This is a genomic window from Gordonia terrae (genome assembly GCF_051789125.1).
Lineage (GTDB): Bacteria > Actinomycetota > Actinomycetes > Mycobacteriales > Mycobacteriaceae > Gordonia > Gordonia terrae_A.
The window spans coordinates 1-23,059 of sequence record NZ_CP196527.1; the positions used below are offsets into that span (position 1 = coordinate 1).

31 protein-coding genes are annotated in these 23,059 nt (G+C 65.8%); 4 read left to right on the plus strand and 27 right to left on the minus strand.

Features of this window, described 5'->3' with window-relative positions:
- Positions 1-559: 559 nt before the first annotated feature.
- On the plus strand, positions 560-841 hold the full coding sequence (locus ACSUZC_RS23910) for a hypothetical protein (RefSeq protein ID WP_439033241.1): 282 nt from the start codon (positions 560-562) through the stop codon (positions 839-841).
- Between the two features lie 43 nt (positions 842-884).
- On the opposite strand, the gene ACSUZC_RS23915 is transcribed toward ACSUZC_RS23910, so the two are convergent.
- From ACSUZC_RS23915 to ACSUZC_RS23955, 9 genes are all read right to left on the minus strand, one after another.
- Positions 885-1,409: a hypothetical protein gene (locus tag ACSUZC_RS23915; RefSeq protein WP_439033242.1), complete on the minus strand. Its 525-nt coding sequence runs from the start codon at positions 1,407-1,409 to the stop codon at positions 885-887.
- 253 nt (positions 1,410-1,662) lie between these two features.
- Positions 1,663-2,070, minus strand: coding sequence for a DUF3846 domain-containing protein (locus ACSUZC_RS23920; RefSeq protein WP_439033243.1), 408 nt, complete (start codon positions 2,068-2,070; stop codon positions 1,663-1,665).
- Between the two features lie 222 nt (positions 2,071-2,292).
- A complete protein-coding gene (locus tag ACSUZC_RS23925; RefSeq protein ID WP_439033244.1) occupies positions 2,293-3,438 on the minus strand; it encodes a hypothetical protein in 1,146 nt (381 codons plus the stop codon).
- A gap of 216 nt (positions 3,439-3,654) precedes the next feature.
- Entirely contained in the window at positions 3,655-4,080 is a 426-nt protein-coding gene (locus ACSUZC_RS23930; protein WP_439033245.1) for a hypothetical protein, read from the minus strand.
- A complete protein-coding gene (locus ACSUZC_RS23935) occupies positions 4,077-4,394 on the minus strand; it encodes a hypothetical protein (protein ID WP_439033246.1) in 318 nt (105 codons plus the stop codon). The genes ACSUZC_RS23930 and ACSUZC_RS23935 overlap by 4 nt, the downstream gene beginning before the upstream one ends.
- Positions 4,387-5,067 carry a hypothetical protein gene (locus ACSUZC_RS23940; RefSeq protein ID WP_439033247.1) on the minus strand — a complete coding sequence of 227 codons (681 nt, stop codon included), beginning with the start codon at positions 5,065-5,067 and terminating at the stop codon, positions 4,387-4,389. The genes ACSUZC_RS23935 and ACSUZC_RS23940 overlap by 8 nt, the downstream gene beginning before the upstream one ends.
- The gene (locus ACSUZC_RS23945; protein WP_439033248.1) at positions 5,064-5,639 is read right to left on the minus strand and encodes a hypothetical protein; all 576 of its coding nucleotides are present in this window, start codon (positions 5,637-5,639) and stop codon (positions 5,064-5,066) included. The genes ACSUZC_RS23940 and ACSUZC_RS23945 overlap by 4 nt, the downstream gene beginning before the upstream one ends.
- Positions 5,640-5,857: 218 nt before the next feature.
- Positions 5,858-6,274 (minus strand): hypothetical protein, encoded by a 417-nt coding sequence (locus tag ACSUZC_RS23950; RefSeq protein ID WP_439033249.1) that lies wholly within the window; start codon positions 6,272-6,274, stop codon positions 5,858-5,860.
- 106 nt (positions 6,275-6,380) lie between these two features.
- Positions 6,381-6,752, minus strand: coding sequence for a hypothetical protein (locus tag ACSUZC_RS23955; RefSeq protein WP_439033250.1), 372 nt, complete (start codon positions 6,750-6,752; stop codon positions 6,381-6,383).
- A gap of 470 nt (positions 6,753-7,222) precedes the next feature.
- Between ACSUZC_RS23955 and ACSUZC_RS23960 the strand changes: the two genes are divergently transcribed.
- From ACSUZC_RS23960 to ACSUZC_RS23970, 3 genes are all read left to right on the plus strand, one after another.
- A complete protein-coding gene (locus ACSUZC_RS23960; protein WP_439033251.1) occupies positions 7,223-7,882 on the plus strand; it encodes a hypothetical protein in 660 nt (219 codons plus the stop codon).
- Positions 7,883-7,893: 11 nt separating this feature from the next.
- Complete coding sequence (locus tag ACSUZC_RS23965; RefSeq protein ID WP_439033252.1) at positions 7,894-8,703, plus strand: hypothetical protein; 810 nt, start codon at positions 7,894-7,896, stop codon at positions 8,701-8,703.
- A 122-nt stretch (positions 8,704-8,825) separates the two neighbouring features.
- Complete coding sequence (locus tag ACSUZC_RS23970; protein WP_439033253.1) at positions 8,826-9,089, plus strand: hypothetical protein; 264 nt, start codon at positions 8,826-8,828, stop codon at positions 9,087-9,089.
- 152 nt (positions 9,090-9,241) lie between these two features.
- On the opposite strand, the gene ACSUZC_RS23975 is transcribed toward ACSUZC_RS23970, so the two are convergent.
- The 18 genes from ACSUZC_RS23975 to ACSUZC_RS24060 all read right to left on the minus strand — a co-directional run bounded on the left by ACSUZC_RS23975 (position 9,242) and on the right by ACSUZC_RS24060 (position 22,860).
- The gene (locus ACSUZC_RS23975) at positions 9,242-10,048 is read right to left on the minus strand and encodes a phosphoadenosine phosphosulfate reductase domain-containing protein (RefSeq protein WP_439033254.1); all 807 of its coding nucleotides are present in this window, start codon (positions 10,046-10,048) and stop codon (positions 9,242-9,244) included.
- A 3-nt stretch (positions 10,049-10,051) separates the two neighbouring features.
- Positions 10,052-10,282 carry a hypothetical protein gene (locus tag ACSUZC_RS23980; RefSeq protein ID WP_439033255.1) on the minus strand — a complete coding sequence of 77 codons (231 nt, stop codon included), beginning with the start codon at positions 10,280-10,282 and terminating at the stop codon, positions 10,052-10,054.
- On the minus strand, positions 10,272-11,282 hold the full coding sequence (locus ACSUZC_RS23985) for a hypothetical protein (protein WP_439033256.1): 1,011 nt from the start codon (positions 11,280-11,282) through the stop codon (positions 10,272-10,274). The genes ACSUZC_RS23980 and ACSUZC_RS23985 overlap by 11 nt, the downstream gene beginning before the upstream one ends.
- 5 nt (positions 11,283-11,287) lie before the next feature.
- Positions 11,288-12,022, minus strand: coding sequence for a hypothetical protein (locus ACSUZC_RS23990; protein WP_439033257.1), 735 nt, complete (start codon positions 12,020-12,022; stop codon positions 11,288-11,290).
- Positions 12,023-12,102: 80 nt separating this feature from the next.
- On the minus strand, positions 12,103-13,161 hold the full coding sequence (locus ACSUZC_RS23995) for a hypothetical protein (RefSeq protein WP_439033258.1): 1,059 nt from the start codon (positions 13,159-13,161) through the stop codon (positions 12,103-12,105).
- A 124-nt stretch (positions 13,162-13,285) separates the two neighbouring features.
- Positions 13,286-14,023 (minus strand): hypothetical protein, encoded by a 738-nt coding sequence (locus tag ACSUZC_RS24000; protein WP_439033259.1) that lies wholly within the window; start codon positions 14,021-14,023, stop codon positions 13,286-13,288.
- Complete coding sequence (locus tag ACSUZC_RS24005) at positions 14,020-14,247, minus strand: hypothetical protein (protein WP_439033260.1); 228 nt, start codon at positions 14,245-14,247, stop codon at positions 14,020-14,022. Before ACSUZC_RS24005 ends, ACSUZC_RS24000 begins: the two co-directional genes overlap by 4 nt.
- A 350-nt stretch (positions 14,248-14,597) precedes the next feature.
- Positions 14,598-16,391, minus strand: a complete 1,794-nt coding sequence (locus tag ACSUZC_RS24010; RefSeq protein WP_439033261.1) for an ABC transporter ATP-binding protein — start codon at positions 16,389-16,391, stop codon at positions 14,598-14,600.
- A gap of 36 nt (positions 16,392-16,427) precedes the next feature.
- Positions 16,428-16,817: a lasso peptide biosynthesis B2 protein gene (locus ACSUZC_RS24015; protein ID WP_439033262.1), complete on the minus strand. Its 390-nt coding sequence runs from the start codon at positions 16,815-16,817 to the stop codon at positions 16,428-16,430.
- A 35-nt stretch (positions 16,818-16,852) separates the two neighbouring features.
- Positions 16,853-17,116: a PqqD family peptide modification chaperone gene (locus ACSUZC_RS24020; RefSeq protein WP_439033263.1), complete on the minus strand. Its 264-nt coding sequence runs from the start codon at positions 17,114-17,116 to the stop codon at positions 16,853-16,855.
- A gap of 16 nt (positions 17,117-17,132) precedes the next feature.
- On the minus strand, positions 17,133-18,674 hold the full coding sequence (locus tag ACSUZC_RS24025) for an asparagine synthase-related protein (protein WP_439033264.1): 1,542 nt from the start codon (positions 18,672-18,674) through the stop codon (positions 17,133-17,135).
- Between the two features lie 307 nt (positions 18,675-18,981).
- Positions 18,982-19,119 carry a lasso RiPP family leader peptide-containing protein gene (locus ACSUZC_RS24030; protein ID WP_439033265.1) on the minus strand — a complete coding sequence of 46 codons (138 nt, stop codon included), beginning with the start codon at positions 19,117-19,119 and terminating at the stop codon, positions 18,982-18,984.
- 394 nt (positions 19,120-19,513) lie between these two features.
- A complete protein-coding gene (locus ACSUZC_RS24035) occupies positions 19,514-20,374 on the minus strand; it encodes an RAMP superfamily CRISPR-associated protein (RefSeq protein WP_439033266.1) in 861 nt (286 codons plus the stop codon).
- Complete coding sequence (locus tag ACSUZC_RS24040; protein WP_439033267.1) at positions 20,374-20,820, minus strand: hypothetical protein; 447 nt, start codon at positions 20,818-20,820, stop codon at positions 20,374-20,376. The genes ACSUZC_RS24035 and ACSUZC_RS24040 overlap by 1 nt, the downstream gene beginning before the upstream one ends.
- Positions 20,817-21,383, minus strand: coding sequence for a hypothetical protein (locus ACSUZC_RS24045; RefSeq protein ID WP_439033268.1), 567 nt, complete (start codon positions 21,381-21,383; stop codon positions 20,817-20,819). The genes ACSUZC_RS24040 and ACSUZC_RS24045 overlap by 4 nt, the downstream gene beginning before the upstream one ends.
- A gap of 216 nt (positions 21,384-21,599) precedes the next feature.
- Positions 21,600-21,968 (minus strand): hypothetical protein, encoded by a 369-nt coding sequence (locus ACSUZC_RS24050; RefSeq protein ID WP_439033269.1) that lies wholly within the window; start codon positions 21,966-21,968, stop codon positions 21,600-21,602.
- Entirely contained in the window at positions 21,965-22,672 is a 708-nt protein-coding gene (locus ACSUZC_RS24055; protein WP_439033270.1) for a hypothetical protein, read from the minus strand. Before ACSUZC_RS24055 ends, ACSUZC_RS24050 begins: the two co-directional genes overlap by 4 nt.
- Positions 22,669-22,860 carry a hypothetical protein gene (locus ACSUZC_RS24060; protein ID WP_439033271.1) on the minus strand — a complete coding sequence of 64 codons (192 nt, stop codon included), beginning with the start codon at positions 22,858-22,860 and terminating at the stop codon, positions 22,669-22,671. Before ACSUZC_RS24060 ends, ACSUZC_RS24055 begins: the two co-directional genes overlap by 4 nt.
- Positions 22,861-23,059 lie beyond the last annotated feature (199 nt).

Sequence of the window (23,059 nt, forward strand, 5' to 3'; positions counted from 1 at the left end):
CGGGCGCGCAAGCGCGCCCGAAGGGGCGCCGCAAGCGGCGCCGTGGTGGCGTGCGTTTCGGTGTCCCGCTCCCCATCGGCCTACGGCCGATTGGATGGAAGGTGGTTGTGGTGCACGGTGTTTCATGTCGCCCAGTCTATCACGACTCCCGCCGCGCAACGGGCCTGGACCCCGCCGTGTCGGCCTGCGGCCGACCCTGCACCCACACCCACCGACCGCCCTACGGGCGCTCTCAAACTCCATATGAAACATATTACCGCACAACAGAATTAAAACCCATTGCCACACAACGAATTCCCTACGGGAATCTACGCCCGCCGCGACCGATACTCGCACATGCAACCAAAAAGGCCGGCGCCGCCCCGTGACGACAGCGGATCATAGGTTTGCTATCGTTACCGTCGCGTTGCTCTGAGTTGCCACACCCAACGAGAGAACGCTCGCACAGGGGAGGGAGGGGAGCCCCCCGAAGCCTGCCCCTCCCTCCCCGTCTGCCGAGACAGACCTGTGGTGTGACACTCCCCGAGTTCTTCAACTTCACACGAAGGGCGGAGCCCCCATGTTCGGCAGGCGAGACATATACCGGGACGTCGGACCCGAGTTGACCGAAGCCGAGCGAAACCGGGCCATTCGCAGAGCAGGCATTCTCGCTCGCCAGGCGCAGCAGACGCTCACCCTCACAGCGCGCAAGCAGTATCGCCGGTATCGCGAGGAGGCCGGGGATCGCTTCATGTGCTGGGACGAGTGGCGCGTCCACTACAAGACGGCCTACGTGGGGCCGCCGCTGTCGCTGGGCGGCGGCGGCCCCACCCGCACATCCGGAGCAGGGAACACCTACTAAAGAGGTCCCGAACTCAGCGCGGAATCGGATACCTGACGTAACCCTAGGTCCGGTCCCAATCACTGACCGATGTCGATGTCAGCGAGAAACTGCCCTCACGTAGCCGCTCACGCACGGCCTCGTCGTCGATGCGCTGATCCAAGCAATAGCTCTCCTGCTCGTTGCGCGGGACATCCGACAGCAACACCGACACCTGAACCGTCACATCGACGGTCACCTCGAGGTCGTCGACGCGGCCCTGCCAGCCGAATTGATCGCAGAACTGCTCGAACTGGCTGCACAGATCGTTGTCATCGGCCCACTCACATGCCGCCTCGTTGCGTGCCCGGTCTTCTCTCGCCAGGCACGACGCCTCTTCGCGGGCGGTGTCCCGGTCCAGCTCGGCCCGCCGCAACTCGGCCCGCAACCGTTCGACCTCGGCCTCGACCCGGCGCACATCATCGGCGGGCACCCACGCCCCCGCGTCGGTGATCGGGTTCGGCAAATTCAACACACCCTCACCGATCGACGGCCACACCTGCTCGGCAGCGTGCCCATTGAGTCCGTGGCTGACTTCCATTGTCGTCATGCGACTTTCCTTCCCATCTCCCCGGCAGACCGTGTGTCTCGCCGGGTGGTCGTACTCTCGCCCGTCACATCAGTGACAGACAGAACGGGGTGCCAGTGCCCGCACGGGGGCAGTACAGCGTCGCCCTGGTAGGCCTCGGCGGGCCCGTCGAAACAGCAGTGCCCCGCATGTGGGACCGCGCCCACCCGCCAGCACACACACGCAGCAGGCGCAGCGGCAACGCCACGTGTGGCGGGCGCAGCAGGGGCGGGCATCACAACACCCCCGCCGGGGTCTCGACGCCGCCCAGACCGGCGATCGCGGCGGCGACGTCGGGAGCCTCGACCTCATCGGCGAACCATGCCGCCAGCCGCGCGGCCTGCTCGCCACTGAGTGAGACGGTCTCGCCGTCCTCGGTCGACGACGCGAACACCACCGGCCCCCAGATCACCGGCTGACCGCCCAAGAGATCGTTGAGCAGCGACGCCCAGGCGTTGACGGGCTGGGTGTAGGCGGCCTCATCCCCGACCCACATATCAATCCCGGCGGGCAGGCGCACCACATCGACGTACCCGCCGACACCGGCCTGCAACATGCTCAGAGTGTCGCCACCCTCGGCGATCACCTGTGACACCGCGCCCTCAGTATCGATCCGCACACCCGACACATCAGCAGTAGCCATGACGGCCCCTCTCGGTTTGAAGTCCGGCCCAGACCGTGCGTCTCACCGGAACTAACCCACACACTAACCACACCCACCGACAACAAACCAGCACCGCCACAACGCAATACACCGGGCCGACCTCATACCGGGGTCGGCCCGGTATCGCCTTCTGTCGACATGCGGATATGGCTTGGCGCCGGCACCCCAATCGGTGGGTGCCGGCGCCCGGCCGTGGGTGGGTTACGCCGCGGCCGCGGCGGGCTGTGCGCCGGGCAGCCGAACCGGCATCAGCAGATGACGCACGCGATCGAACTCGATGGTCAGCGGCCGCGTCGTCGGCGCGGTCGGTGACCACGTCAACTCGACCTCGCCCGGGGCGCACGCCAGCAGCGACGCCAGATACTCCGGGTTGTAGCCGGCCACCACCCCCACCACCCGCTCGTCGACATCATGGGCGGGCACGTCAAAGGTCGTTGACACCTGTCCGGCCTCGAGGTCGCCGGCCTCCACCCGAACCCCTGCCGCCGCCATCGTGACCCGCACCGAGAACACCGAGGTGAGTTTCTTGAGCCGACGCGCGAGATCCGGCGCGGCGATCCGCGCGCGCATCCGGTCATCACCGGCGCCCGGGAGCAGGTTCCGCCACCGCGGGAACTGGCAATCGAGCGCCTGGACCACGACGTCACTGTCGGGGCCGCTGACGCGTACCTGCCCGCCGTCGACGTACACACCCACCGCACCCTCGCGCTTGGCCACCCGTGCCGCGGCCGCGGCCAGCACCTTCGCCGACACCAACACCGGCGCCTCCAACATCGCGGGAGCGGCTGTGGCCAACTCCGTTGCGGCCAGCCGGAACCGGTCGGTCGTCGCCAGCGACACCACCCCGGCGTCGTCGGCGTCGATATGCACACCGGTCAGCATCGGCAACGTCTCGTCGTCACCGGCCGCCGGTGCCACCGCGGCAACCGCCGTGGCGAACACAGCGGTATCGGCCACCAGCACCGCCGTACCGCCGACCGTGGGCATCACCGGCACGTCCTCACCCTTGGCGAACACCGCCACCGACGACCGCCCGTCCGGGCCGGCCACCACGAGCCGGTCCCCGTCGCGCTCGAGCTCCACCGTCCCGCGCCCCGCAGCTTTCACCGCCGCAGCGAGTTCGGGGAAGTCCACAGTGGTCGCCTCCAGACCGCCCTGCACCTGCGCGCGCACCACCACGCCGGCGTCGTAGTTGTAGTGGGTCAGCGTGCCCACCCCGCCGAGCGCCGCGATCGTCACCGTCCTCAACGGCGCCAACACACCCCGGCGCGCCGACAACCCGGTCACCCGCTTCACATAGGCCAGATCCGCGGCCAACGAACGTCCATCCCACTGCGCAACAGTCATGACACTGTCCTCTCAGGAAATCCGGCCCAGACCGTGCGTCTCACCGGAACTAACCCACACACTAACCACACCCACCGACAACTTTCTAGCTGTCGCACAACGCAATACACCGGGCCGACCTCATACCGGGGTCCGCCCGGTATCGCCTCTGTCGACCTGCGATTTTGGGGGAGGCGACAGAGTATCGCCTCCCCCACAACCGGGGTCACAGTCGCGCTATCCGATAGGCGGCCACCCGGCGGGCACTTGGGCGCGTAGCGCCGAGTCGATCGCTGCGCGCACGTCGCCGCGATCGGCCCAGTACTCGCCGTCGAGGTAGCGGAAGATGCGTCGTGGGCAGTTGCCGACGACCTCGAACATCACATCGTTGATGGCGTCCAAGTCGTTGTCGGCACCCAGATAGCAGCGCTCGCCGTCGGCCAGGACCAGGGTTTCGATCGCCGAGCAGTCGGAGATGTCGACGTGGATCGCTACCCACCCGTTGTGGCACATCGCCTCATACAGGGTGCGCAGCGCCGCCAATTCGGTATGGCGCTCAACGAGATTGCGCACCGTCAGATGCGACGACAACGCCGCCCGCGCCCGCTCCCCTGTGTCGCTGAACACCACCGGGCACGCCGCCTGCTGCTGGTCGATGGTCATAGCAGCTCACCCACGATCACCTGATAACCGAGCGCGTCGGCGAGCATCACCATCAGCTCCTCACCCGTCGGCAACGGCTGCTCAGCCATCCGGTCGGTGACCGTGTCGCACACCGGTTCGTCCCCGCAACGGCAGTTGGGGTTGGACGGGTAGGTGTCGTGGGTCGAATCCAACGCGCAGCCGTCGATGGTCAGCGGGTCGATGACCCACCGGTCCTGCGAGGGGTGGCGCATCAGGTACACCGACACCGCTTCCTCGATGTAGTGCGCGCCCGGGTCCTCGCCGTCGCGGCGCGGGTACTTCGCGTCAGCCACGACGCACCCCCTCAGCAGCGTCGCGCACCCGTTTGAGGTAGTCGACCTCGTCCATCTCCAGGGCTGTCAGGAGCCCTGTGTCGCACACCTCCGACGCCGCACTGATCTGCTCGGCCAACCGCCGATGATCGGTGAGCGCCTCATTCAGCGCCAGCCAGGCCCTGTCCTGGGCGTCTGCGTCGACCTCGGCGCTGTCGGTGTCTGCCAGGTCGACGGTCTGCCAGAAGACGACCGCGCCATCGGTGGCGCTTCCGGAGTCGGTGAACGTCGGCACCCAGGGCGGGGCGATGCGGACCAGGTGCGCCGCTACCCATTCGATGGTGTCGCTGGTCCACTGGGCCTGACCGCCGAGGGTGGTCATCATCTGTGCGCACGCCAGCTGCGCGGCGCGGGTCGGGATCTGATCAGCGATCTCGCCCACCGTCACCGACAGTGGGGCGTCGGGGTCGGTGATCACCGCCAGGGCGCTGCGGGCCTCGGTGGGGGCCTCGGGGAACGCCTCGGCCTCACGCTCGTAGGCGACGATCTCGCCGCCCTCGCTCCCTTCGTCGATGTTGTGGCCGGTGGCGACGTCCTGCGCGCGATCGGCATCGGCGGCACGGACGCGGTAGCGGGTGGTGGTCGTTTCGGTGACTTCCACCGTGAACACCGGCGCGATGTCGGGGGCGCTCATGCGGCGGCCTCGCCGTCGGTGCTGGCCTGGTCGATGTCGGCGTAGACGCACGCGACGTCCACGCCGTGATGCTGTCCGCAGCACCCGGCCACCTCCAGGACGCGGTCGGGGCGGCTGATGTGGCGGCGGGCGTAGGTTTCGGCCTCGTCCAGGGCGTCAGCGCTGATCGCCTCGTAATGGGCGCGCATATCGGTGACTCCGTCGACCTCCGGCAGCCCGGCGGCGTCCCACATCCGCGCATACAGCCCGAACCCGTCATGAGACAGCGGCGCCCGCAAGCTCGCTTCCCGCAGCCCCAAGCACACCTCGACCGCCGTACCGGGGCGGGTGTCCTGCTCTTGGCCGACCCGATCGAGCAGTTCCCGCGCATAGGCCCGGTACACCGGTTCCACACTCAACCGCTCGGCTAACTCGACCGGCGGCCGGATCAGTGAGAACGAATGGAACAGCGCATCCGCGCGAGCTGGCCAGCGCCGCTGCGCCGCCGCGATCTCATCCTCGGCCCACTCGATCGAGGCGAACACATCCGCCAACGAATCTCGGACCTCTGCGAACAACTCGGCAACATCCATCGCCACAACACCCCTTCGGGAATCTGCCCGGCAGACCGTGTGTCTCACCGGAACTAACCCACACATTAGCGGCACCCACCGACAACAAACCAACACCGCCACAACGCAATACATCGGGCCGACCTGATACCGGGGTCCGCCCGGTATCGCCATTGTGTCGGTGGGTCGGGGCAACGCCCTCGAGGTGGCCCCGGCCCACCGACACGGCTTGCTTCCGGTCAGAGGTTCAGCGGCACATCCCCAGGGTCGTCGTCGCGGTCCTCGCCGCGCCGCACGTCGATCACGTCGGTGTGCACCACGCTGGTGTAGTCACGACCGAGCTGACGCAGCGCGGTCACCAACGACACGTGAGCCTCCTGCGCGGTGCCGAAGGCGATCGGCCACCCACCGTCCTCGGTGAAGGCCGGCGCCCCGTCGATCACCGCGTAGTAGCCGTTGTCGCCGAACTCGATCCAGCCACCCAACCGCCCGATCGGATTGCGCCTGGCCCAATCCTGAGTCGCCTGACTGTACCGACCCAGCTCGACCTGCCAGCCGTGCCGTGTGGGATGCGGGCGGATGCTCAATACCCCGTAGTAGGCGCCGTCGATGACTAACGTCACATCGGTCTCGAACCTGTCCAGGGTCAGGCGCAACCTCTCATCGTCGTCGCCGTCGCTGGACAGTTCCAGTACTGCCCGCTCAGGTGTCCGCGGCTCGTCACGGCGCTGTTGTTGCGGTGTCCTCATCATCTCCGCCCTCTCAGCAGATCCGGAATCCGCCACAGGCGGCGAGGAACTCAGCGAACTCGGCCACGTTCTCGGCGCTGAACGGATAGCTGGTCTCGCGCGGTCGTTGCATGCCGGTACCGCCGCATCCGTTGCAGCCCCCCTGACCGGTCTCCGGATCGCGGGGCCGGTCCAGGCCCATCGACACCCCAACCTCATCGGTGCGTACTCCCGCACCCTCACACAACCAGCACGTCTCATCCGGCAACGCCTCCAGCCGGGCCGTATGGGCCTGCTCGTAGGCGGCCACCGCGCCTGAGGCCAGATCGGCACGCAACCGCGCCGCCAGCGCCGCCGAGGTCTGCGCGTCCAGGCCGTCACCGTCGTTGGACTGCCCAGAACTCACACCCCGAAGCCAACTCCGGATAGCGTTCACACACGAAACCCGCCAACGGCCGCCACCACCACACGTTGTTGCGGAAATACTCACCCACCGGCGCATTCGGCGCCCGCCCAAACACATCCATCCCCATCTCGGGACTCCTCTTGAAAACGCCCGGCAGCCCTGCTGGCTCACCGGAACTAACCCACACACTATGTCACCACACCGACACGATTAACGTTCTGCACCAACGCAATACAACGGGCTGACCTAATACCGGGGTCCGCCGGTATTAGGTCAAATGACGCTAGAGACAATCGCCAACCATGTCCTCGTAAATAGGGAACGATTACCCGATACGGCAGACAGGCTGACAGTTCTCACCTACCGTTAGCGTTTCAAACAGGCGGGTATAGACGAACCCCCTGAGGCAGCAATATCCAGACTCCCTGGGTATGGAGAAACAGAGCGGGTGAGGCACAGTGAAATCAGGCATGCGAATCGGCGCTGTGATCGTGGCCATCATCGGATTAGTGGCTGGCGGCGGCATCGCCTCTGCGGCGCCTAAAGAGCCGCAACTGCCAGGGCCGCCACTGGACAAACCCGGCATCACCGCCCCGTCTGCACGATCGGGTCCCCCGCCCTCTCAGATCAAGAACAAGAAGGTGCTCACGGCGTCTCAGTGGGGCACCGAGCCCAACGGACAGCGCTGGTTCGTCATTGACAAGGGCACCCTGAGCGCGGCACCCGCCAACTCCCGACAGCTCCAAGCGCCGCCGGCAGGACCGGGAACTCGGCAGGTGGTCACGAGCTGCCGCAATGAGCTGACCGAGTTCGAGCTGCTCGGTATCACCGATTTCGTCTGGTTCTACGAACAGACCTGTATCGGCAATTTCGTGGTACAAGACGTCTCCACCCAACTGTGGCGGTCGTCATGGAGCGGCCCTCGCGGATACTCAGGTTGGGTCACCTACCCTGATCAGCCCACGACGAACTCGTACTTCTCGAGTTACTTCTATGTGCGGTGCAATCACGAACGCGGTTTCTACGACTACTACCCGGTGGCTGATGGATGGTCGGAAGGTGCCGGTCGCGCACCCCGAGTGAACCCCGGCTACCAGCTGCGCGAGGACTGCGGCCCCAACGCCGGCTGACCCACCCGGCGGTGGCAGGCCTTCCCGATCTCGCCGCGAGGTTCGTTCGTGGCGACAGTACGAAAATCACTCCCACGAGAAAGGGTTTCATCGCGATGACATTCAGATTCGGCAAACGGGCCGCAGCGCGGTCAGTACTGGCCGCTGTGGCATGTGCAGCACTAGTAGCGACAGGCGCCGGCCCCGCGGAGGCAGCAACGCGTCAGGGTTGGATCGGCCCGACACCTCCCTCGAACGGAACGGTCTTCCTGCACTACTCGACGGTCTCCAACACCCCGCTCTACGCCGAGACCCGGGTCTACACCCAACTGGGCACCGTGGTGCCCGCCCACGACATCGGCGTGCAGTCCCGGCTGTTCAAAAGCGGTGTGATGTGCAAGATCAACGACTTCAAGTACAACTCGGCACCCACCAACTCCTTCACCGACCGCACCAGCGGTGATTGCGGCACCGGGTCGTACAACAGTCATGGCTTCATCTCGGTGTGGAACGGCGCCAACTACGTCACCTACCCCACGTTCCCGACCGACCCGCTCAACTTCACCGCACCGGCGGCCCGGTCCTCAAGCGCACCCACCGACGTGCGGGCCGAATCCGGCAGGAACGCGCGCGGACAAACCTACGGCTCAGGCGCCGATAACCAGAACGTTCCCGACTTGATCGCTAGCATCGGCACCAACGGAGAAGTCGGTTACGTCAAGAAGAGTGACCTGCCCAAGCCGTCGTCAAGCCATGACGGGGCCTCCGATCGCAGTCCCCGCCAAGTTCAGCTCTACGACAAGGACGGTGTCACCGTGAAGGGAACGTTCAGCATCAATTGACCGGCACCGAATCGTGGTCTGAGGTCCTGGACCATCGCGCTCGCCGGATCGGCCAGTCAACCCAGTTGACCCCGATCCGGCGAGCGGCGTGGGCCTCGGCCGACGCCAGAATGCTCGCCCGGATGGAACACGACCCCGCACTCACTCGCGAACAGGTCAGCGCTCTCTACCGCACCTACCGCGATCAGCTCTCCCGCAATGGAATCGTACTGTCGACCCCGCCACCGGCCGCCGGCACAAGCGGCCGCGCTACATGGGGCACCGCACACACCGACCAGAGCACCCCACGACGCCCCCACAGCTCAACCCGCCGTACAGAGATCGCCGGATGGGCATGGTCGCTGCTGGCCGCACACATCTACAGCTGGCGCGCCGACCGCACCTAGCAGCGCCCCGGGCAGCGCCGCTCTTCAGCTGTGTGGATGAACGAGGACGCGCGTTCTCACCGGTGACCCCCACTTCGTGCGCACTGAACATGTCCATGTTGGACTCGCGCAGCATCACGCCCTCGGTGGTCGCGATCGGTTCATCAAGAGCGTCAGCGATAGTCGCGTAGTCGCGGTAGTGCTTCGGCGAGCCGGTGGTAGAGCTCGGGCCAGCCGGCGGCCAGGCGGGCGACATGACCGTTGTCGAGGCGTGAGGGGTCGATCATGGCGTTGACCCGGGCGGTGTGGTTGTCGGCGCCCAGGGATGCGAGTTTGGCGTAGAGCGGGTTCGGTGGGATATCACGGGCGGCGCTGTACTGCCACACTTGCTCGGTGCTCCAGTTCCAGATCGGCCCGAAGCTGGTGGTTCCGCCGCCACGGCGCACCATACCGCGAGGTACGTCGCCGTTGCGGGCGGCTTGGGTGCGGTACAGGTGGCGGCGGCCGGCGGATTCCTCGGCACGCACGCCCCACAGGTTGGCCGGCCCAAACACGGTGTGGGCGCGGGATGCCGGTGCGGCGATCATCGCCACGCGCATATCGATCGTGAACCGGCGGGTCGGCGCCGCCGGGTCGAAGTCGCCGGCCGCGACGAGCAACGTGAGTAGATCGGGTTCGGTGGGCACCACATGCAGGTCCAGATTCCATGCCGCGGCGAGATCGACGAGGTAGGTGCGGGTTTCGGGAAAGTCCAGGCCGCAGTCGTAGAACACCACCGGCACCGTCGGGTCGACACGACGAGCCAAATCGACCACGACGGTGCTGTCTTTGCCGCCCGACCAGGCCACCCACATCCCGCCGTGGCGGTCGCGGTAGTCGGCGATCTGCTCGAGCACCGCAGTGGGGTCGAGGCGCGCACCACGCACCGCACGCAGCCGGGTGAGGTCCAACCCCGGATCGGTGCCGTCGGGCCCGCTCACCGTCTAGGTGCGCCGCCGGCGGCGCGAGGTGGCTGAGTTCGGTGTCGCAGTTTCGGGGGTTTCGTTGTCGGCGTTGGAGTCACCGGGCTCGATCGAGCGGAAGTTGGTAACGCCGAATCGGATGTCGTCGTGCACGATGAGCGGGTCGACCCACCGGCCACGTCCGCCTGGAGTCTTTCTACGAGGCGGAATCGGCGGCGGCCAGGGCTTGGCTTTCTTGCGCTCATCGGCCATGTCTGGGTTCCTTTTCTCGGGCGGCGGCGCGCGCGGCGGCGTCGGCTCTGCGGTCACGGAACAGCCGGCGACCGGTGACCGGCGGCTGGTAGTCGGGGTCGCGGGCGCTGTCGCGCAGCTGCACCACCAGTGTGGAGTCATGCCCACCCGGGCGGGCGTAGTCGGCGTGCTCGTCGATGCCGGCCACCCGCATCCCCAGGCCGCGGGGCAGCAGGTGGCTGGTGTCGTTGACGCTGTCCGAGCGGCCCAGGTACATCCCGCGCGAGGTTTCGATCTCCAGGATCACCGTCGACGCTCCAGCGCCGTGCGCGCGGCGGTGCGCGGCCGCAGCGGCGGCTTCGTGCAGGGTGTGGGTGGCCATTGTGTACTGGTCGAACGAGATCCGCGCCCCTGGCTGCAACGTCTCCGGGACATCACGTCGCCGGTTCACCGGTGTGTCGGTAGGCAGCTCGACGACCGCGTACACCACATGCCCACGCCCGCTGTCGCGTTCGTAGCTCTGGATCAGCCGATCGATGCGCTGCACCGACTTCCGATCGGACTCCGGTAGTTGTTGGGCGTTGCCGGTGGCCTCGCGCAGGGAGCTGTTGAGGTGACGCCACCGGTCAGGTTCGGTGATGGCGCGCTGCACTTCCCGGACCTGAGTGCGTGGGGCGGTGTCGATCAACCGGCGTTTGGCCACCGATCGTTCCTTGCGCTGGCGCGAGGACAGATCGGGGCGGAACTCGCCCCGATCGGGTAGCTGCCGGCGTTTGCGGTCATCGCCGATCGCCGAGGTGTCCCGGGGGAACGCGCGATCGCGATCACGGGCGGCACGGTTGCGGGAAGTGTCGTCCTCGAGGACCCGGTCGGCCAGCTCAGCGTCGATGCGGGTCTGTTCCATCGCGTCGTAGAACTTCTCCGCCACCAGCCCGGCGGACTTGATCGCCGCATCGTCGACCGGCCCGGCCTCGAGGTCGATCACCCCGTGCCCGGTGTAAGCCGTCCGCGTGGAACTCACGACATTCAGCTTGGCAGAAACACCAGCCGCGCGCCGTCAACCACAGCAGCGGCGCGTGCCGCGCACACCTGGTGGGTAGGCAACGGCAGATCGGCGTGCGCTGGCCAGTGCGCTTCCATCTGCTCCTCGGTCGCGCACACCCACACGATCGGGTCGTCGACGTCGACGCCGGCGGTTAGTTCGTCGATGTGCGCCCTGACGGCTTCGGTGATCTCACCCAGCTCGGCCAGCACGCCCGGCGGTGTCGGCCGGGCGCCGCTCAGCCAGTACTGGGCCAAGCGTCGCGGCACGTCGAACCACTTGTGCACCTGGCCAAGTCCCATACCGCAAGCGGCGGTGACGCACACCGTCCAGCCATCACGGGCCTCGCCGTCGGCCTCTCGTACCACCACGCGGGTGTCGGGGACCGCGATCGCCGCACGGCCGGCGCACACCCGGTGCACGCTGGCCAAACTCATCCGTCCCCCAGTCGCGGTGACAACGTCGAGATCCTCGGCGAACGTCTCGATTTCACCTGTTTGGGGGGCGTGCTCGATCAGTCGGGCCGTCTCGGCGGCCGCTGCCGCGGCGAGGTCCTCGAGCAGCTCCGTGACGCCTTCGGCGATCGGGCCCCGTCGTTCCTCCCAGGCGGCCACCGCGCCCGCGTCGAGGTCTAGCAGCCGCTCGACTTCCAGCTCGCGTACACCGACCGACAGGCGGGCACACCGCACTTGTGCGGCATCAACATCATGAATCGTCATCGGCGCCATCCTCGCGCATCTCCTCAGAATCGTCGGGGCAGACCTGCTGTCTCGCCCTCACCGCCACTGTAGCCTGCTGGTCACCGCGCAGGAACCAGCTTTCGCATTCGACCCAGATGGGCATAGGTTCGGTCTACTGCGATAGCCCAGAAGTCCTCGTCGCACCCGGTTGGTATCGGGAACCGTTCTCTTGGCCCGCCGAGGACCTCGACGCCGAATGTGGCCTGGGCGGCGTACCGCAGCCACAGGCCGTGGCCTCTTCTCACCAGCCCTTGTTGAGTGATGACCCAATCGTCGTTGAGCCACTCCAGCACGGGTCCTTCGAACCACGTCTCCTCGCCGGTCCAGGACCGCCTGAGCTGCCGTAACGCCTTCTCCACGTTGACGAACATCGGCTCACCCACGACCTCGGCCGCCAGCCCCGCAGTCCGCATCGCCCGGACGAGATCTGCGAGTATGTCTGCGGTCGACTCACCCTCCCATTCGACCCGCTGCGTCTCGGCGAGGCTGCCACTCGAGACACGGCGTCCAAGGACCGTCAGGCCGATAACGCTGACCCCGTCCTCACCAGAACCCCAATCGAACGTGACACGCTCCGCGCGTGTCGGGGAGTTCAATGGGACCGTGAGCCTCTGCGAGGGGACAAGTCTTGTCTCGGTGAGCGTGTCGAGTGCGCTCGCCACGTCCTGAAACTCCACAGTCCCCAACCCAGACGCGCTGGCCAGATTGTCTAACGCCAGAGTACGTTCGGCATCGTGATCGGCAAGCGCTGCGGTCAGCTGATCGTCGAGGCGTTGTTCCACTCTGGTGACACGGTCGGCGACCTCGGCAACGTCGGTGTGCACCTGTTTGGCGACCGTGTGCGCAGCCGTTTCCGCGCTCTGCCGGGCGATCTCGCCTGTTCTGCGGGCGATCTCTCGCTCTACGACGGGCACGAACAGTGCAAGCCCCAGCGTGGTGCCCGCGCCGATCAGCAAACTCGACAACGACGACTGCCAACTCGGAAAAGTGCTACTCCACACGCCATACAAGACGAACGGGGCCATGATGCACCCCACGACGATCACAAAAATGCTGCCGTAGTACCTCTTTCGAGAACTACCCCGCTTCGGATCGCCAGCTTGTCCGGTATCGCCCACGCGCTCTCCCCCTCCTACGCTGAGTCGATCAGCAGGCCTGGTATGTGCTATCGGACCACATCATGTCCCCGTGCCGCATGGACTCTCGGCCCCACCACAGATGATGCGCTCACCCCCCGACACATCACCGCTGCGCCTCGTCGGGTGCCGGTAGGTACGCCGCGATCGCGTGGCGGCTGGGGTGAGCGTACGGGGCGCGGACCGCGGTCCGGGAACGGCCACCGTGGGCGATGTCGGGGTGGTCGGCGACGCACGGTATCGGCACGCTGCGGCCCAGGACGCCGGGGTGGTGTTCGTGGCCGGCGGACCAGACGTCGTCACCGGGTGTGGCCTCGACAGACCAGGCGCTGACGCGGCCTTCGCCGCTGGTGCGGTACTTACCGATCTCGGTGACCTCGGCGAGCAGCTCGGCGATCCTCTCTGGGTCTCCGACCGCCCGCCACGTCGCCATCGCAGTGATCGTCGCGACGGCGGGGATCAAGCGTTTGCGATAGTGCCCCCGCGTATCGGAGACCGTAGAGGGCACCGAGGGCGAGAGACGTTGCAGATCAGCGTGATCGGTGCGGCCCGACCTCATCCGCGCCTCCGGTTGGATGGTGGCAGGGTGAGTATGCGCGAAGGTGCACATCCAGTGCCACGGCTGTCCGAGGTCGCAGCGGGCCAGGGGCAGCTCCAGGTCCTCCGGCACGCCGAGGGGGTCGTAGGTGAGTATCTCACCGCGGTCGGCAGCGGTGGCTTTGCGGCGGTGCCAGAGCACCGAGGCCAGCAGCCCGTCGAGGCTGATGCCCCACGGGGTGCCGACACACACCCCGTGCGGCAGGTCCGCGGTCACCCGTAGCGGCACCATTCCGGTGGCGGTCATGTGCGCGGGTGCCGGCGGCGGGCCGGGAGTCGGTCGGTGAGGTGCAGAACGACTCGCAGGGCGACGATCGCCAGGATCGCTATCCCGCACCCGAAGATCACGATGTCCCACACCGACCAGTCCCCGAAGAGGGCAGGCATGAGGACTGCGATGAGCGCCAGCACAGCGCTGAGAGCGTCGCCAGCATCAAGGGCGTTGCGGTCGATCCGAAACCAGGTCCACACCCCACCCAGGATGCCAATGCCGAGGCCGGTCAGGCGAGCGCAGCCGAACGACGATCGGTTCGTGTCGTCGAGTACATGGCCGCAGCGACGGCGAACCCGCCGGCCAGCACCACCACCAGCGGCAGCGCCAAGTCCCGACACCGGGGATCAGTGCAGGAAGCCCCACTAGCGCGGCGATCAGGTTGGGAGCGAGACGCAGCCGGGGCGTCGTGGGGTCTACCAGGACATACCGATGGTGTTGAGTTCACGGGTCTCGATGGCCCCGGCCCCTTCCAGGTGACCTGTGCGAGTGGGAGTTCGGTGTGTTCACGCAGGTTGTGACGGGCGCAGCGAGGATATCTAACCTGTAGTCAGACAATGCCGTAAGCCGGGGCGTCGTGGTCCAGCGTTGTCGACAGCTCAAGCTTTCCGTTCTCGAGTTTCCAGAGTGTGTCGCATGCTTTGAGCGTGGATCTTTTGTGCGAGATGGTCAGAATTGCGCACGAACGTTGTACATCTGCCAGCACGTCAATGAGTGATGCCTCGGCTTCAGCGTCCAGCATGGCGGTGGGCTCGTCGAGTAGCAGGACTGTTGGTGATCCCAGCAAAGCTCTGCCGAGAGCGATCCGTTGGCGTTCCCCTCCCGAAACGAGCGAACCGTGTTCACCCACTGGCGAGTCGAGTCCCTGTGGGAGGCTGCGGACAAGCGTGGTGAGATTTACCCGCTCGGCGATTTCTTCGATGTCGGCGTCGGAGGCGGTGTCGTTTCCGTACCGGAAATTTTCGCGCAGAGTGCCGTACAGGATAGGGGCGTGCTGGTCGACCAGCCCCACCAGGGACCGCGCTTGACGAAGGCTGATCGAGCTGAGGTTCGATCCGGCGATGCTGATGGTTCCTGAGTCGGCTTCGTACAGGCGGCAAGCTAGGGCGAAGACCGTGGACTTTCCAGCACCTGAGACTCCCATCAGCCCTGCGTGTTCGCCGATATCCACGCCGAATGTGACGGTGTCCAGGACCTTCTCGGCACCGCCGGGATAGGAGAAGCTGACCGAATCGAACGCCAGCCCGTTGGACACCTTGGGCTCGCGGGGTCGCTGATGCGGTGGCGCATCATCCAGGGTGTGCGTCAGGTAAGACGCACGGTTGCCTTCCGCGGGCGGGTACACAGATTCGACATCGATCGCTTCGACTTCGGCGAGGCGCCGCAATGCCGCGAGCCCCCGCTGTAGTTGGGAGATCGCATCGAAGACGTCGCTTACGGGCCCGGCCAGGTAGATCGCATAGAGCATGATGGTGACCAGATGGGCCGGTTCGGCCTCCCCTGAGGCCACCTGCGCCCCACCGACGATGAGGATGATGACAAGCGATGCTGTTGTCGCGAGGCGTATTACGGGATTACCCAGGGCCACGAGTCGAGCGCTGTGCCGGTTCTGCCCAAACACTCTGTCGATGGATCGGGTGATGCGTTCGACCTCGAACTCTTCTGTCTGGTTGGCCTTCACAGTGCGAAGTTCAGACAGTGCTCGTTCCAGGTCGGCGGTGATCTCCCCCACCGACTCCTGGCTGCGGATCGCGATCTTCTGGATACGTGGGGCGACGAACCCCAAAACGACGCCTGCCACGGCCATGCTGCCCAGGGCGACCAGGCAGAGAAGTGGATCGACCCCGAACATCAGGACTGCACCGCCAGTAGCGCCAAGCACCCCGGTGGTGAGTCGAACAAGGCCGTAGGACGCGAGATTTTTGACCAGTGTCGTGTCGGCGGTGGCGCGTGAGATGAGGTCACCCAGCCGCATTGTTTCGATGGTGCGCATGGGTAGCGCGAGGATGTGCTTGGTGAAGTCACGCCGGAGATTGAGCGTCGCGCGTTCGCCGGCAATATCGAGGAAGTAGCCGCTGACTGTTTCCACTGCGGCGTATACGACCATCAGCCCGATGAGCAGGGCGATGTACATACCGAACGCTGGTTCTGACACGTGGGCCACAACCTGGCCGGCGGCCAGCGGTTGCACGAGTGCCAGCGCCACCGCGCCGATAGCTGTGCTGAGCCCTACAGCAACCGGGACGCGTTGCGGAGCGACGATGCGCAGGATCGCACGAGTTGCCGAAAACCCATCCTCGGGTGTTCGACGAGGCCAGGAGAAGAAGCTACGGATGTGCCCCACGAACCTCCACCTTGTCTTATCTCTTCTTCGACCACGTTAGGGCCGTTGAACTGAGATCATTGATTGATAGGCGTTGGGGCCTGCGAACTCTCCGACCACATGGCCCTCGGCTTCGACCCAGGCATGGGCGGCGAACGGAGGATGAGTTCTCACCCCGACGCACCAACGTGGCCAGTATCCCCGCAGTCGGCAGAGCAGGGCAACCGAAATAGATCGTGGCAAGCAACTATTAGGGCCAGCCATTCCGATGGATGAGTCGACGACGTCCGAGTGCGCTCTGGTGGCAATTTCGGTAGTGGCGGTTTGCGCACCGCGACTCGCTAGGCGCAGAACCCTCTCCAGCGTCCGCGGAGATGATCTCGACAGAAGCCGCGCAGCGGCTATTGTTGCGCGGGCGTCAAGTGCCCAACTATCCGGCCGGATCATATCCCTCTTTCCTGCCGCCGCCTGGGCGGTCGGCGCTACTCGCTGCGGTGTTCGATGACTCCGTTGCTGACCAGCTCGTCAACGATGTTTTTGGTGCCTCGCTCGGCTTCGTCGAGAGTCACGTCGTAGAGGTCCACGATGCGGCGTGGCAAGTCTGCGGAGGGAACGTTCTCGGATACAAGCTTGAGGATGTCTGCTGCGGTGTCGTTGACCGTGAAGTACAGTCCGGTGTCGGCGTTCAGTATTGCTGCCCCATATTCGGTGTGGGTCACAACAACTGAGCTACTCAATGAGTACATGGGGCACCTCCATCGTCTACCGGCACGAATGCGCCTCGTATGTTCGCACCCACATTTCGCAGGCCACTGTCGCGAAAATGGAACCATCGTCGAGTAACGGACTGGTGGGGTCTTTCAACACGTGCCGTAGCATCTCAGAGTCGATGAGTCCCATCTGTTCGAGACGTGAGTCGGTGAAGATTCCGGTTATTTCTGCGAGGTTGTTGTTGAATCCCTGGACAAGGTCTATTGATCCTTCGTCCTTTGTTTTTCGTGTGAGGATCGGGTCTGGAGTGATTCCGCGCATGGCTTGTGCGAGCAGTGGCTTGTACGCCGCGGGTGAGTATGTTGACGTCGGGTCCACCGACAGGGCTGAGTCGATGACCGCGTCGTCATAGAACGGGGTAGCCAGGTCTATCCCGAGCGTGGTGGCCATCTGGTTGAGCGTTCTACCTAGCCGGACGCCGTTGAGGATGAACTCCAGGCGTTGATTCTGTGCGCGCGTAGGTGCGAGAGGCCCTTGAGGTATCAGGGTGGTCATGATGTTGTCTCTGATGGTCTCGGCCGCTGGCTGGGCTACCCACGGCGCGACGCGGGGCCACACGCCCCACCCCAGAAGCGGGCCGGGTTCGCTGGCGACTGTCAGGCTTTGGGCCTCGTCGGCCCACCAGCGGTGATAGGGGCGATAGTCGAGGAATACTCGCGCGAGATCACCGGGTCTCCAGTTCCCGTAGGCCGACGTCTGGAGCGCGCGGCGTGCTCCAGAGATCGGTCTGCGTCTAACTAGGTCGTGCAAGACCACGGGTAGATGGCTAAACAGTTGATCACCGCCGTGGCCGGTCAGATGCAGGGTCGATCCCTTGCTGCGAAGGCGCCTGTAAACGTTCATTACTCGTGTCGTGCCGCCTGACGCTATCGACGGCTCGTCGAGCGGGACGCTGTCTTCGACTAGGCCGTCGAAGAACAGCGCGTGCTCGTGGGGCGGCATCATGTCGTGTTCAATCGTTGGCAGCGACTTCGCCGCAGTGGTTGCCCAGTGGACGTCCTCGTTGAGTGGATCCCGACCGACGGTTGTGTGCGCAACCAGGTGTGGCGTGTATCGAGATGCGATCGCTGTGATCGACGTCGAATCGAAGCCGCCTGACATTTCCGAACTTATCGATCCGCCACCCGAGAGTCGTACTTCCACAGCTGAGACCAGTTCCCTCCGGACAACGCGGGCTGCTGTCGTGGGCCCGAGATGCCCCACCACTCCGAGTTCACGCCAGCGGCGGATGTCGGCGGCCGCGTCATCGTGTCGAACTTTGATCGACCGTCCCGGGGGAACAGGGATCACGCCGGTCCACAGCGGTTGCTCCGCGAGCCGGAACGGTGTGCTTTCGATCAGATAGGACGAGAGGTTCGATGTGTCAATCTCCGCGTTCGAGGCTGTGGCAAGGAGAAATGCACGGTCAGAAATCAGTATCGTTCCCTGATGTCGCGTGTAGTACAGGCGGCGGCTGCCGTACGCCGACCCATAAGCTCTCAGGAATTGGTCGTCGCTTGCGATGAGGTGAAATGACCCTCTCGTGGTGTGCACGAGACTGTCCCACCCATCATCATGGGACACTGACCGCAATGCACATTGCAGCGCCTCAGGATTAATGCCCTGTTGGCCGACGACAACGGCACGCCGATCGCAGAATCCCGCATCAGTTAGTTTGCTGCTGTCCCGGTTAGAGATCATCATCGGTCGGCCTGACGAGTACGTTGACACGACCGTTCCCCACCGAGATAAGCGCTCGGCCGCAACGTCAGACGCCCGCGCGTCCGGTAGCACGACAAATCCAAATACGCTGTGGCCGAGCACCTATCCACCAATCTATCGAATCGAGCCGGGCGATTCATCAGCCGATGCCGTGCGAACGCCCGATGTGGTCGCCGTCCGAGCTCCATGCTCCGGTTCCGCGAGTCGCCCGGCGGAAGGAGCCGATCACGCGCAGCTTCGGCGCCTGATAGGTCTTCTTGCTTGTCGTGACAGTCATGTTTTTCACCTCCTTTCTTGCTGTGGTTTTCGACACGCTACCGCACGTATTTGCCAACCCGCAACGGTTGATTGACTATTGATTTAGTAATCATTCCCGGTGACATGGCTGTCATTTACTCTCCGAGCATTCTGGTAGCGGACCCCGGTATGAAGTTGATCTGAGTGTGGAGTACCTATCGAGCACTTCTACGATTTATCCCAACCCGATTCTAAGGAGAATCGCCTTTCGTTCCCCCTTTATGGCGACTTTCCAAGTCGACCGAAATCGTGATCGCAAGGATCTTGCGATAGGTAGATCTGCCAGTGCTGTCGCGGTCATCCGCCCACGGGATTGCAGTCTTCCGTGTGAACCGAGATTGGCTCCGGCGACGCCCTGGGGCGCGCGGCATCGATCAGGTGAGGGTATTGAGGGCGGCTATCGCGCCGTCACGCCCGGCGGCGGCGATGGTCCGCCAATCGGATTCGGCGGGTTCACCGGTGGTGATGGTTGGGGTGAGGGTGGCGTGGACTCGGCCGTGTCCGGCGGCGGTGCGTCCGCCGAGGTGGCCGTGGGTGGCGAAGTGCTTAAGGAGGTCGACCAGCAGCGCGTACTCGATGCCGGTGGCGTGAGTGAGGCGAATTTGCCCGGACAGGCGGGTGCCGGCGATGAGGGTTTCGGTGTCGAGGCGGATCGGACTGAACCCCTCGCCGGTCTCGCCACCGGTGGCGGGGTTGGTGGCGGGCAGGTCGTTGCTGTGGCTGGTGGATTCCTGGCCGAGGATGGTGTGCACCGACGGCGGTATCGGACCATCCGGTGGCGGTGTGGGGAGTAGGTGCAGGGTGTCGGCGGCGACCGGAACGACCTTGGACACGACCAGTTTTCCGGACATGACCCGCGCGTTCGCGGCGCCGCCGAACAGCCCGATCAGCGGCACCAGAGTCTTGAGTTCGCGTTCCTGTTCGGGGGTCATCTCGCGGGTCGATTTGCGCAGGAAACCGCCGTTACGCAGCAGATGCGCGGCGGCGGGGGTGAGTTGCCCGTTGTAGTCGAGGGCCTCGGCGAGCAGTGTTTCGCCGGTGCGGCGCAGGACGCCGCGCCAGGCATTGCCGGAGATGATCGGCACCACCGCCACCTCCCCGGCCGGGGTCAGCACCTTTTCGCGACGGAACAGGCTCTGGACCGAGGTGGCGTTACGGGTGTCGTCGCGGTGCACGATCGACGTCGTGGCGGTGATGTCGAAATCGAACACCGCACTGATCAACGGCTCCCCCATCAGCCCTCCCCTCTACCCGCGGATTCGGCAGCTGCGCGGCGATTGTCGGCGACGGCTTCGGCGATGATCCGTACCCGCAGGATCAGAGCGGGTAGCTGCTCGCGAAGCAGGTTGAGGACCGGCGTGGAGGGTTCGGCGAGTAGCTGGGCGACCTCAAGGCGCCGCGCCCGGTCGGTGATCTCGATGGGTAGTGCTTGGGCCAGCAGTGACCACCAGGTGGCCAGGCTGTCGGCGCGGTAGGTCGCAGCCCGCACCCGGGCCGGGAGCAGCTCGTCCCAGTAGCGGTGACGGTGATCGCCGATCCAGGAGTTCCAGTCCAGGTCGTAGTGCACCAGCAGCAGCAACCGTTCGGCGCAGATGGCGGCGGAGTCGGTCAGCGCCGGCAGTTCCGGGACCGCGGCCCGCCACCGCGACGTCGGCACCGGGCCTGGGTCGTGGGTGATCACTCTGTCCGCCTCGTCGCCGTGGCCGTCGCCGCATCGCCCGGTGTGGACAGGGCGATCGCGGCGTCCCACCACGCCCCCGGGTGCGTGCGCCACACCGTCAGGGCGTCCCAGGCGGTGAGCAGCTGCGGCCACTGGTCGGCCGGCAGGGCGCGCATCACGGTCATCGGTGGGACGGGGCCGGTGAGCACCACGGCACGCACCCCAGGGAGGGTGCGCAGCCATCGCAGGTCGGTCAACATCGCCACTGCGGCATCATCCCACCGGATGGCCGTGTCGTCGGTGCAGACATGCCCCCACCGTGCGGTGGGCAGGATGTGGCGGCGCCCGCGGACGGGCACCACCGCCATCTGATCGACCGGCAGCGGACCTGCGGCCAGCAGCTCGCCCAGTTCGGGGCGCTCAACGGTGGTGCGGGCGGGCCGTCGTTGGTTGACGACGTACACGGTGCGGCGCAGTTCGGGTGTGCTGTAGGCCCATGCGCACGCCGCGCACAGCCAGTCTCCGCCGTACACCCAGGATTCGGCGTCGGTGAACTTGCGTGAGACCACCGACAGCGCGGCCACCAGCGGCAGGTCGAGGGCCCCGCAGCAGCAGCACCACTGCCCCGGGCCGGGCAGCTCGGCAGTGGGTGGGGTTGGTCGGCCGGCGGCGGTCCAGGCCGTGAACGCAGGAGACCCGGCAGCCGAGCGGGTCTGGGACCTCGTCGGCTGCCGGGCCTGTCGCGAACGCGATACTGCGGGCGAACCTGATATGTGAGAAGTGCTGGCGAGTCTACCCATTCAGCGCGACACGGCCCGCAATGCTCGGCGGGTGAGTGCGAGGTCGGCGTCAACATCCTCGTCGTAGATGTCGGCGAAGGTCTCGACGTCGAGGATCTCGTCGGTGTCGATGTCGACGTCACTGCCGTCGTCGTGGTGGGCGATGAGCCGGCGGGTGTTGGTGCGTTGGGTGAGGGTGAAGTCGTCGGTGTCGCTGTAGGAGTCGTAGCAGCGAGCGGTGATACGAACGAACCCCTCCCCGGAGGCTGTGTCGGTGAGCGTGTGGATCGCGGTGACGTGTGCCGGCTGCGCGCCGTCGAGGAGGATGTCGCCGACGGTCAGTTCATCTGCGCGGCACTCGAGTGCGTCGGGCATCGCCGCGGTCGTCATCGCTGATCCTGCCAGCGCCGTGTTGGCGTGAGGGGCGTGCGCTGGTTGACCGAGCGTAAAGCGCGGTCGGAGCCGACCAATCCGATGCCGACGGAGATGGCGATCGCCGCGACGAGCACCACGATCAGGGGTGCGACCGCATGCTGCCAGTGCACGACACCGGTGGTGGTGTACACCGTGGCCATAGTGGCGAGGGTGAGCAGGATGAACAGCCATCGGTAGTAAGTGCGCGGTGGTTCGACAGTGGCCATTAACCCCAGGAGCAGCCCGGCCGCGGCGATACCCCCGGCCACCGACCAACCCACGGCGTCACCAACAGATAGCGGCAGACGGGACCAGACGCTGGCGGGGTCGATCTGGGCGAGCACGGAATTGGCGCAGTACACCGCAAGCCACACCGTCAACGCCACAGCTACGGCCGTGACAGCGACACCAGCGGCGAAGCTGCCCGGATGCCCGACGAACAGGCCCGGCCGCACCGGCTCGGGCTCACCGAGGTACTCGTCACGGCCTGCGCCCGGGGTCGGTTCGGGCGTGAGCCACGGCGGGGTCGGCGCCGCACTTGGGTGGTGGGGTTCAGTCTGACTAAACGCGGTGGTGGGTGCCGGGACGCGGCCGTAGGCCACGGCGGCGGGATCGGGTTCAGCGGAATAGGCGACCGGCCGGGCGTCGGGGGCGGGTTCGGGGCGGGGTGTGTTGGTCATGACTGGTACACCTCGGCGAGGGTGAGAATGCGGTCGGTGTTGTCCGGGTCGGTGATGTCGATACCGGCGTCCTCGAGTTCTCTGGCCAAGCCGTCGAGGTCGACTTCGTGACCGTCGGGCAGGTCGAGCAGCTCAGCGAGTGCGCTCCTCGACGTGGGCTGACGGCGTCGATGGTGGGTGAGGTTCATGCGCTGACCTGCTCCTGATCTCGGGCGGCGTTGTCGCGCCGGTGGACGTGGTGTGGGGTCCTCGCGGTTCCCGCCTCGACTGGTTCGCGAGGAGACGGTTGGGGGCCAGCCCGCCCCGGAATCCGAGTGGGCAGGAACCGCGAGGCCCCTATTTCTCTCCGTCTGCATCCCCCCTCTTGGCGGGAGGGGTACTGGCCTT